We start from the raw sequence: 9,312 nt of genomic DNA, 5'->3' as shown, positions 1-9,312 counted from the left end.
ATGAAAATGCGGGCTTTTTTTCGCATATTGCACGCATGCAGGGGGATGAGAATCCCCGACCGGGGTTCGACAACTGGCGACAGCCAGTTGGACAGACTGTGAGCGTCGCGAACAGGCTGCCCGCAGGGCGAGCGAAGCGAGTCAATCCCCCCCTCACCGCCATATTTGAGATGAGAGCTCGTACGAAAGTACGGGCTTTTTTCTTTTATATTCTCCGAAAGGGGGGGATTCGAACCTTGAAACTCCCTGCGCTCTTTATGTCGGGTGGCGCTGCGCTTACCCGACCTACAAAAAGCTACTCCTCCACCATCTTCGCATACTCTTCAGTCAGAAAATCCACCAGCGTCCTGACCGACGGCAGCATGCCGCGCCGCGAAGGATAAACCGCGTGAATCACTTCCCGTCGGGGTTCCCACGCGTCCAGCACCCGTACCAGTTCCCCTGACGCAAGCTGATCCTTCACCATCAATATCGGCAACTGTACAACGCCCACGCCCGCCATCGCTGCTTCCCGCAATGCCAGCATGTCGGTGGTAATAAAGCGCGGTGCGTAGTGGATCTCCGCTTTCGCCCCTTCTGGACCACTGAGCTCCCATTTATGCACCTGTTTACCGGCCCCCATACTTAATCCAGGCCATTCACTGAGCTCGGAAGGCATTCGCGGTTTACCCATACGTTCAATCAACTGCGGACTTGCCACCAGGCAATGCCCCCTGTCAGCCAGCACCCTTAACACCAGATCGCTGTCATCAAACGGACGCGGACGCACGCGGATAGCCATATCAATACCTTCGCCAACAAGATCGACCCGACGATTGGTGGCCTCAAGCTGGAGATTAATCCCGGGGTAGCGCGCCATAAACCGCGCCAGCATCGGTCCCACGTGGACGTGCAGTAACGTGACGGGACAGGTGATCCTGACGACGCCGCGCGGCTCAGCCTGCAGCGCAGCAACGGCCTCCTCTGCCGCTTCTGCTTCTATCAGCATTGCCTTACAGTGCTGATAGAAAGTGTGCCCCACTTCCGTCACCGTAAACTGCCGCGTCGTGCGCTGTATCAACCGTACGCCAAGCCGCTCCTCCAGCTGCGCGATCCTGCGGCTCAGTTTGGACTTGGGTTGGTCAAGCGCCCTTCCCGCCGCCGCAAACCCCCCGTACTCCACTACCTTCACAAACCAGACGAAGTCATTGAGATCCTGCATAAATCCTCATCGTTCTATTTTCAGAACAGTGAATGCCATTTTAACTATCTACCGGGATATTAACCCTGAATATAAGCTAATTACATCAACAGAACATCAGGAGTTAATCATGAAAAACATCACTGGCGTTTATACCGCTCCTCGTCAGCACTGGGTGGGCGACGGTTTCCCGGTCCGTTCAATGTTCTCCTATCAGACGCACGGCGAGCCGCTCAGCCCGTTCCTGCTGCTGGACTACGCGGGCCCATACACCTTTCCGGCAGACGGTGCGAAACGCGGCGTAGGCCAACACCCTCACCGGGGTTTTGAAACGGTCACTCTCGTCTATTCCGGTGAAGTGGAGCATCGCGACTCCACGGGGAAAGGCGGCGTCATTGGGCCCGGCGACGTGCAGTGGATGACCGCCGGCGCAGGCATTTTGCACGAGGAGTTCCACTCCAGCGCGTTCTCACAGAAAGGCGGAGAACTCAAAATGATGCAGCTTTGGGTCAACCTGCCGGCGAAAGACAAGATGGCCGCACCGGGCTACCAGAGCATTACGAAAGCCGACATCCCGGTAGTGACGCTGCCTGACGACGGTGGAACGCTGCGGGTTATTGCCGGTCGCTACGACACGGTGACCGGCCCGGCGCACACCTTCTCGCCGCTCAACGTCTGGGACTTCGCGCTGAACCAGGGAAGCCATCTGACGCTCGCTCAGCCGGAAGGCTGGAGCACGGCGCTGGTCGTGCTTGAAGGCAGCATCACGGTAAACGGTACCGCTCAGGCGGGTGAAGCCCAGCTGGTCGTGTTAAGTCAGGAAGGCGACAAACTGCACCTGGAAGCGAACAGCGATGCAAAAGTGCTGCTGATGGCCGGCGAGCCGCTGAATGAACCGATCGTGGGCTACGGCCCGTTTGTGATGAACAGTAAAGCCGAAATCAACGAAGCCATTCGTGATTTCAATTCCGGCCGCTTCGGCCAGCTCTGAACGTAATAAAGGAGAAGAACATGTCTACACCTGCGAACTTTAATGGAACCCGTCCGGTCATCGATGTGAACGATGCTGTGATGCTCCTTATCGATCACCAGAGCGGTCTGTTCCAGACCGTTGGTGATATGCCAATGCCGGAACTGCGTGCCCGTGCGGCAGCGCTGGCAAAAATCGCTACCCTGGCGAAGATCCCGGTGATCACCACCGCGTCCGTCCCGCAAGGGCCGAACGGACCGCTTATCCCGGAGATCCACGCCAACGCGCCGCATGCGCAATATGTTGCCCGCAAAGGCGAGATCAACGCCTGGGATAACCCGGAATTCGTGGCGGCGGTAAAAGCCACCGGGCGTAAGACGTTGATCATTGCGGGTACCATTACCAGCGTCTGCATGGCCTTCCCGTCGATCAGCGCGGTTGCGGACGGGTATAAGGTGTTTGCGGTGATTGATGCCTCCGGCACCTACAGCAAAATGGCGCAGGAGATCACGCTGGCGCGCGTTGTACAGGCCGGTGTGGTCCCGATGGATACGGCGGCGGTGGCCTCTGAGATCCAGCGTACCTGGAACCGTGAAGATGCAGCGGAGTGGGCGGAAGTGTACACCCACATCTTCCCGGCTTATCAGCTTCTGATCGAAAGCTACAGCAAAGCACAGGAAGTGGTTAAAAACAGCGAAGTGCTCGATTCACAGCGTTAATCCCCTGCTCCGCGGCGTAAAAACCGTGGAGCTGATTATTGCTTAACCGAACAGGCACTAAAGCTGAAAATCTGCTTGACCGTGTCAGCGCAACTCCCTATAGTAGCGCCCCGTTGCCCCCCACGCGGTCAGGCAGCAAAACAATATGGTGAGGTGTCCGAGTGGCTGAAGGAGCACGCCTGGAAAGTGTGTATACGGCAACGTATCGGGGGTTCGAATCCCCCCCTCACCGCCATATTCGAGATGAGAGCTCGTACGAAAGTACGGGCTTTTTTTTCGCATATTGCACGCATGCAGTATTGTAGGTCGGGTAAGCGCAGCGCCACCCGACGACATGCCCGCACAAAAAACAAAGCCCGGTTTCCCGGGCCTTGAACGCAACTGCACACTCAGTAATACGCTTGTAGCGTGCGCTGGCAGAGCGCCGAGCGCACGCAGTCATCTTTGGTGAAGCGTACCACCCCAATCATCTCATCTTCCTCAAAACGTGACATGGCGTCGCTCAGTCCGGATTTCACGCCGGACGGCAGGTCACACTGGGTAATATCGCCGTTAACGATAACCGTCACGTTCTCCCCGAGGCGCGTTAAAAACATCTTCATTTGCGCAGCGGTCACGTTCTGAGCCTCGTCAAGAATGACGACCGCATTTTCAAATGTACGTCCGCGCATGTAGGCGAACGGCGCGATTTCCACCTTGCCAATCTCTGGCCGCAGGCAGTACTGCATGAAGGATGCACCCAGCCGCTTCACCAGCACGTCATAGACGGGCCTGAAGTACGGGGCAAACTTCTCCGAAATGTCACCGGGCAAGAAGCCGAGATCTTCATCAGCCTGCAGTACCGGACGGGTAACTATGATTCTTTCCACGTCCTTATGGATCAGCGCTTCCGCCGCTTTGGCTGCACTGATCCAGGTTTTCCCGCATCCGGCTTCACCGGTTGCAAAGATGAGCTGTTTACTCTCGATAGCATTCAGGTAGTGCGCCTGAGCCTCATTGCGCGCCACAATTGGAGAATTATCACGGCTGTCACGGGCCATGCCAATTGCTTCTACGCCACTCATCTGCACAAGCGAGGTGACCGATTCTTCTTCACGCTGTTTATGGCTACGTGAATCCCGTCTCAGCACACGTTTTGCTTCGCGACGAGCTTTGATCACTGCTTTTTGTCTTCCCATGGATAGCACCTTGAGTTGTTGGTATTCATCACACGCGCCAGCGTCGGCACGATTATGCGCACGAACATCAGAGGGTTGGCTTCCTTGTAAGCCATTGCTTGCACTATCGGATGACGATACGGAACAGCTACGCGCACCGTTCTGCACGTCGGTCGAATCAGATTCTTGAGGGAGGGGGGAAAATTTAGTGGTGAGGAAATCGCTGCCGGAGTCTGAGCCTCCGCGCCGGGTGCTGCGGTTGTTATGTTTACCTTGTCCAGTACAGGACGCAACCATTCGCGATCTCCATAGTGATTCAGCATCACTGCCGGGAACTACCGCTGTCTTATCTTAAGTACATCAGGAGTTATCATAAATGCAACATTTATTTTACCTGAATGCAACTTTTAGGACTGTCCCTACAGTTGAAATCAGTCTCATATAGAAATATTACAGAAATATAACAGCAGGATAGTCATATGAAAAAATAATGTCCCCGCGAACGGTTGCGGGGACAATTATCAGGCTTCAATAAGACCCTGCGCGAGATACGCGTTGCTGTCGCGCACGCCTGGCAGGGCAAAGAAATAGCCGCCGCCGATAGGTTTAATGTACTCTTCCAGCGCTTCGCCGTTTAAGCGCTTCTGTACCGTCAGGAACCCCTTCTCGAGATCGTGCTGATAGCAGACGAACAGCAGCCCCATATCGAGCTGACCGGAATTGGTCACGCCGAGCGAGTAGCTGTATCCCCGACGCATCATCAGACTGGACTGCGTCTCTTTGGTACGCGGATTGGCCAGACGAATATGGCTGTCCAGCGCAATCACGTCGCCATTCGGATCGCGGGCGTAGTCAGGCACATCATGCTCGTTCTTCATGCCGAGCGGCGCCCCGCTTTGCTTATCGCGACCGAAGATCGTCTGCTGCTCTTTGAGCGGCGTGCGGTCCCAGAACTCCACGTGGAACTGAATAATGCGCACCGCCTGATAGCTACCGCCCACCGCCCATGCCGGTTCGCCCTGATCGGCAGTGACCCACACCACCTCCTTCATGAGCGCACTATCATGGCTGTCCGGGTTGGCCGTGCCGTCCTTGAAGCCCAGCAGGTTCACCGGGGTCTCTTTCCCTTTGCTGCGGGCGGCGTGGTCAGAGATAAACCCTTCCCGCTTCCAGCGCACGCTCAGCAGATCCGGCGTGTGCTTAATGATGTCGCGCAGGGCGTGGATTACCGTGTCCTGCGTATTGGCGCAAATCTGCAGAAGCAGATCGCCGTGGCAGAGGGCGGCGTCCAGGGAATCATTCGGGAAGCGCGTCATTTTTTGCAGCGCCTTCGGCTTTTGTTTTGCCAGCCCGTAGCGCGCGTCAAACAGCGATTCACCCAGCGAAACGGTAATGGTCAGGTTATCCGGGGCGATGAAAGGCCCCAGAATGCCGGAGTCCATTGGCGGCAAACGCGGGTTCGGCGTATCGGGCGCCGGTCCACCGGCGGTCAGAAACGCGATGCGCGTCGTCAGCAGGCGGAACAGGCGTTCCAGATCGGCTTTATCGCTGGCCAGCGAATCAAAGGCCACCAGCATCATCGACGCCTGCTGCGGCGTCAGAATGCCCGCCTGATGCTCGCCATAAAACGGCTGCGTCTCCATGCGGGCGTTGGGTGACAGCGTGCCGGGCGCGCTTTGCGGTTTCGCCGCGTGCGCCACCGGACACCCGCCAGCCAGAGCAAGCGCGCCCCCGAGCGCCCCCACCCCTTTTAACAACCGACGACGGGAAGGCTCAGCCACGTCGTTCTCGTTATGCTTATTCATCGTGCTTAGTCCAGACCCAGTACGCCACGCAGCAGGGAGAGATCTTCCGCCAGGGCGGTAATCGGGCCTTTCAGCGCGTTACGGTCGGCATCGGTCAGCTTATCGTAGGTCTCAAACCCGTCTTTGGTGCGGTACTTCGCCAGGATGGTGTCGACTTTTTTGAAGTTGGCATCCACTTTGGCCAGCAGCTCGCCGTTCTCTTTCTGCAGCTGAGGACGCAGCAGGTTAACGATTTTCTGCGCGCCGTCGACGTTTGCCTGGAAGTCCCACAGGTCGGTATGGCTGTAGCGATCTTCTTCGCCGCTGATTTTGCTCGCGGCCACTTCTTCAATCAGACCGGCCGCGCCGCCCACCACTTTAGACGGCGGGAAGGCCAGCTCGCTGATGCGCTTTTGCAGCTCCAGCACGTCGCTGTTCAGCTGCTCAGCGTATTTCTCCATCCCTTTGGTGGTGTTGTCGCCAAACAGGGCTTTCTCCAGACGGTGGAAACCGGTGAATTTCGGATCGGCGGCCTTCTGCTCGAAATCATCTTCACGGGCATCGATGCTGCCATCAAGGTCAGAGAACAGCTCGGCGATCGGCTCGATGCGCTCGTAGTGCTGACGGGTTGGCGCATAGAGGGATTTCGCTTTTTCGATATCCCCGGCCTTCACCGCATCGGTAAAGGCTTTGGTTGCCGTCGCCAGCTCCGCCGTCTCTTTCGTGACATAGGCTTTATAAGCCGTAATCGCGTCGCCCAGGCTCAGCACCGCCGCGCCTTTCGCCGCATCGGCCGTCACTTCACCTTTGACGATCAGCTTCCCTTTCGGGTTGGTCAGCAGGCCGCAGGTCATCTCATACTCGCCCGGCTGCAGGTTGGCGGTCATCTTCTGGCTGAAGCCAGGGGCGATGTTTTCGCGCTCCTCCACCACCAGAACCCCTTTCAGGATCTCCCACTCCAGCGCCTTCTGGCTGTGGTTCTGAATAATGAACTGGGTTTTGCCGCTGTTCACCGTGAGGGTCATCGGCTCACACTGCTTATCATTGACGGTGACTTTGACCTGAGGAACATCCGCACCCCAGGCGGAGAATGCAGAAGCGAACAGCGCGGCAATGCCTGCGCATAACGCACTACGACGGAACTGAATTGCCATGACTCTTCCCTTTAAAAGTATGTTGTCACTAAATCAAAAATTACGGCGCAACGCGCGACGCCTGCGTGCCGGTACGCGGCGGCATTGCGAACAGCACCAGCGCCGGAACCAGATAAATGAAGTACATCGCCACCTCGCTGACGCTCGGCGTTTCCTGATAGCCGAAGATACCTTCGAGCAGGGTGCCGGTCAGAGAGTGCGTGGAGAGAACGTTGCTGAGGTCAAACGCCACGTCCTGGAAGTGGTTCCACAGGCCCGCTTCATGGAAGGCGCGAATCGCCCCCGCCGCCAGACCCGCGGCCACCAGCAGAATAAACAGGCTGGTCCACTTGAAGAAGGCGCCCAGATTCAGGCGGATACCGCCCCAGTACAGCAGGAAACCGAGCACCACGGCCGTGGCGAGGCCCAGCACGGCCCCCAGCGGCGGCCAGATCCCCACATCCTGCTGAAACGCCGCCAGCAGGAAGAAAACAGACTCCAGCCCTTCACGCGCGACGGCGAAAAAGACCATCATAATGAGCGCCCAGCCGTGGTTGTTCCCCTTCTGCAGCGCGTTATCCACCGCCTGCTCCAGCTGCACCTTCACGTTACGCGAGACTTTACGCATCCAGAACACCATCCAGGTGAGGATCACCACCGCAATCACGGCGACGATACCTTCAAACAGCTCCTGCTCTTTCTGCGGGAACTCGCCGGTAGTTTCGTTAATGAGAATGCCCAGGCCCAGGCAGAGCGCCGCGGCAAGGAATACCCCGACCCACATGACGCCAATCCAGCGCCCGCGCTGGGTTCGCTTCAGATAACTGGCGATGAGGCTCACGATAAGGGCGGCTTCGAGCCCTTCACGTAACATAATGAGAAATGGAACAAACATGCCGACACCTTAAATGTTTATCGCGGTCAACTGATGCAAAGAAAGGTAAATTCTTGTGATAGTGATTATCATTACGACGGAAAGAAAAACAAGCGAAATGTGCGGTGTTTTGATGACGAGTTGTAAACGCAAAGCCTGATAATAGTGACGTACGTAACGTTCAGGTTTATAAGTTATAACGAAAATGCCCATTTACGCTGATTCAGGGCTGTGGCTAAATATCCGCCTCACAACCTAACTGAAAATAAACCATGTTTAAAATTGTCCATTTCCTGCTGGCGCTGGTGATTATTCTTGCGCTCGCCTGGCTTACGAGTTTTGACCGCCGGAAAATTCGGGTTCGTTTTGTTTTACAGCTGATTGTTATTGAAATTGCGCTGGCGTTCTTTTTCCTGCACGCCGAAAGCGGGTTATTCCTGATTAAATACGTCTCAGGATTTTTTGAGTCACTGCTCAAATTTGCTGGCGAAGGCACCAATTTCGTCTTTGGCGGTATGGGTGAAAAAGGGCTGGCGTTCATTTTCCTCGGCGTGCTTTGTCCGATTATTTTTATTTCCGCACTGATCGGTATTCTTCAGCACTGGCGGATCCTGCCAATTTTTATTCGGGTAATCGGTACGCTGCTGTCAAAACTGAACGGCATGGGCAAGCTGGAATCCTTTAACGCGGTGAGCTCGCTGATCCTCGGCCAGTCGGAAAACTTCATTGCCTACAAAGGCGTGCTGGGCGATCTCTCCTCGCGTCGTCTGTTCACCATGGCGGCCACGGCCATGTCGACGGTCTCCCTGTCGATTGTCGGGGCGTATATGACCATGCTCGACGCCAAATATGTCGTCGCGGCGCTGATTCTCAACATGTTCAGCACCTTTATTATTCTCTCGGTCATCAACCCGGCGCGCCCGGAAGCGGAACCGGATGTTAAGCTCGAAAAACTGCATGAATCCCAGAGCTTCTTCGAGATGCTCGGCGAGTATATTCTGGCCGGTTTTAAGGTGGCGATGATTATTCTGGCGATGCTGATCGGTTTTATCGCGCTTATTAGCGCCGTTAATGCCCTCTTCTCCAGCGTATTTGACATGAGCTTCCAGCAGATCCTGGGCTATGTATTTTATCCCCTGGCGTGGCTGGTAGGGATTCCGCTGAGCGATGCCTTAAACGCGGGCAGCATTATGGCAACCAAGCTGGTGGCGAATGAATTTGTGGCGATGATTGAGCTGCAGAAAATAGCCCACCAGATGTCCCCGCGCGGGCTGGGGATTTTATCCGTCTTCCTCGTCTCGTTCGCGAACTTTGCCTCTATCGGCATCGTGGCCGGGGCGATTAAGGGCCTGAACGAGCAGCAGGGTAACGTGGTATCGCGTTTCGGGCTGCGTCTGGTGTACGGCGCGACGCTGGTGAGTTTGCTGTCGGCGAGCTTTGCGGGGTTGGTGCTCTGATGCAATGCCGGGTGGCGCGCAGCGATCCCGGCCTACAA

At 56.3% G+C, this 9,312-nt stretch carries 8 protein-coding genes and 1 tRNA gene; 4 read left to right on the top strand and 5 right to left on the bottom strand.

Annotation, left to right across the window (positions count from 1 at the left end; all coding sequences use genetic code 11):
* Positions 1 to 295 precede the first annotated feature (295 nt).
* The gene (locus tag B498_RS00115) at positions 296 to 1,201 is read right to left on the bottom strand and encodes a LysR family transcriptional regulator (RefSeq protein WP_008503512.1); all 906 of its coding nucleotides are present in this window, start codon (positions 1,199 to 1,201) and stop codon (positions 296 to 298) included.
* Positions 1,202 to 1,310: 109 nt separating this feature from the next.
* Here B498_RS00115 and B498_RS00120 point away from each other — a divergent pair, with 109 nt between their 5' ends.
* The 3 genes from B498_RS00120 to B498_RS00130 all read left to right on the top strand — a co-directional run bounded on the left by B498_RS00120 (position 1,311) and on the right by B498_RS00130 (position 3,104).
* Positions 1,311 to 2,171 carry a pirin family protein gene (locus B498_RS00120; protein ID WP_008503511.1) on the top strand — a complete coding sequence of 287 codons (861 nt, stop codon included), beginning with the start codon at positions 1,311 to 1,313 and terminating at the stop codon, positions 2,169 to 2,171.
* A gap of 20 nt (positions 2,172 to 2,191) precedes the next feature.
* Complete coding sequence (locus B498_RS00125) at positions 2,192 to 2,869, top strand: isochorismatase family protein (RefSeq protein ID WP_008503510.1); 678 nt, start codon at positions 2,192 to 2,194, stop codon at positions 2,867 to 2,869.
* A 147-nt stretch (positions 2,870 to 3,016) separates the two neighbouring features.
* A tRNA-Ser gene (locus B498_RS00130) sits at positions 3,017 to 3,104 on the top strand.
* Between the two features lie 154 nt (positions 3,105 to 3,258).
* On the opposite strand, the gene phoH is transcribed toward B498_RS00130, so the two are convergent.
* From phoH to efeU, 4 genes are all read right to left on the bottom strand, one after another.
* A complete protein-coding gene (gene phoH / locus B498_RS00135; RefSeq protein WP_008503509.1) occupies positions 3,259 to 4,047 on the bottom strand; it encodes a phosphate starvation-inducible protein PhoH in 789 nt (262 codons plus the stop codon).
* Between the two features lie 500 nt (positions 4,048 to 4,547).
* A complete protein-coding gene (efeB, locus tag B498_RS00140) occupies positions 4,548 to 5,831 on the bottom strand; it encodes an iron uptake transporter deferrochelatase/peroxidase subunit (RefSeq protein WP_008503508.1) in 1,284 nt (427 codons plus the stop codon).
* A 5-nt stretch (positions 5,832 to 5,836) separates the two neighbouring features.
* Positions 5,837 to 6,964 (bottom strand): iron uptake system protein EfeO, encoded by a 1,128-nt coding sequence (gene efeO / locus B498_RS00145; protein WP_008503507.1) that lies wholly within the window; start codon positions 6,962 to 6,964, stop codon positions 5,837 to 5,839.
* 40 nt (positions 6,965 to 7,004) lie between these two features.
* Entirely contained in the window at positions 7,005 to 7,838 is an 834-nt protein-coding gene (gene efeU, locus B498_RS00150) for an iron uptake transporter permease EfeU (RefSeq protein ID WP_008503506.1), read from the bottom strand.
* A 251-nt stretch (positions 7,839 to 8,089) separates the two neighbouring features.
* On the opposite strand from efeU, the gene B498_RS00155 reads away from it, so the two are divergent.
* Positions 8,090 to 9,274: a NupC/NupG family nucleoside CNT transporter gene (locus B498_RS00155; RefSeq protein ID WP_008503505.1), complete on the top strand. Its 1,185-nt coding sequence runs from the start codon at positions 8,090 to 8,092 to the stop codon at positions 9,272 to 9,274.
* Positions 9,275 to 9,312 lie beyond the last annotated feature (38 nt).

Source organism: Enterobacter sp. SST3 (genome assembly GCF_000286655.1).
Classification (GTDB): Bacteria; Pseudomonadota; Gammaproteobacteria; order Enterobacterales; family Enterobacteriaceae; genus Enterobacter; species Enterobacter roggenkampii.
The sequence above is the reverse complement of the archived record's forward strand: the minus strand, read 5'-3'. Positions and strand labels throughout refer to the sequence as shown.

Bases quoted from the DNA above. Each gene is read 5' to 3' on its own strand.
- phoH (WP_008503509.1), bottom strand. From the start codon at position 4,047: ATGGGAAGACAAAAAGCAGTGATCAAAGCTCGTCGCGAAGCAAAACGT.
- efeB (WP_008503508.1), bottom strand. From the start codon at position 5,831: ATGAATAAGCATAACGAGAACGACGTGGCTGAGCCTTCCCGTCGTCGG.
- efeO (WP_008503507.1), bottom strand. From the start codon at position 6,964: ATGGCAATTCAGTTCCGTCGTAGTGCGTTATGCGCAGGCATTGCCGCG.
- B498_RS00115 (WP_008503512.1), bottom strand. From the start codon at position 1,201: ATGCAGGATCTCAATGACTTCGTCTGGTTTGTGAAGGTAGTGGAGTAC.
- B498_RS00155 (WP_008503505.1), top strand. From the start codon at position 8,090: ATGTTTAAAATTGTCCATTTCCTGCTGGCGCTGGTGATTATTCTTGCG.
- efeU (WP_008503506.1), bottom strand. From the start codon at position 7,838: ATGTTTGTTCCATTTCTCATTATGTTACGTGAAGGGCTCGAAGCCGCC.
- B498_RS00125 (WP_008503510.1), top strand. From the start codon at position 2,192: ATGTCTACACCTGCGAACTTTAATGGAACCCGTCCGGTCATCGATGTG.
- B498_RS00120 (WP_008503511.1), top strand. From the start codon at position 1,311: ATGAAAAACATCACTGGCGTTTATACCGCTCCTCGTCAGCACTGGGTG.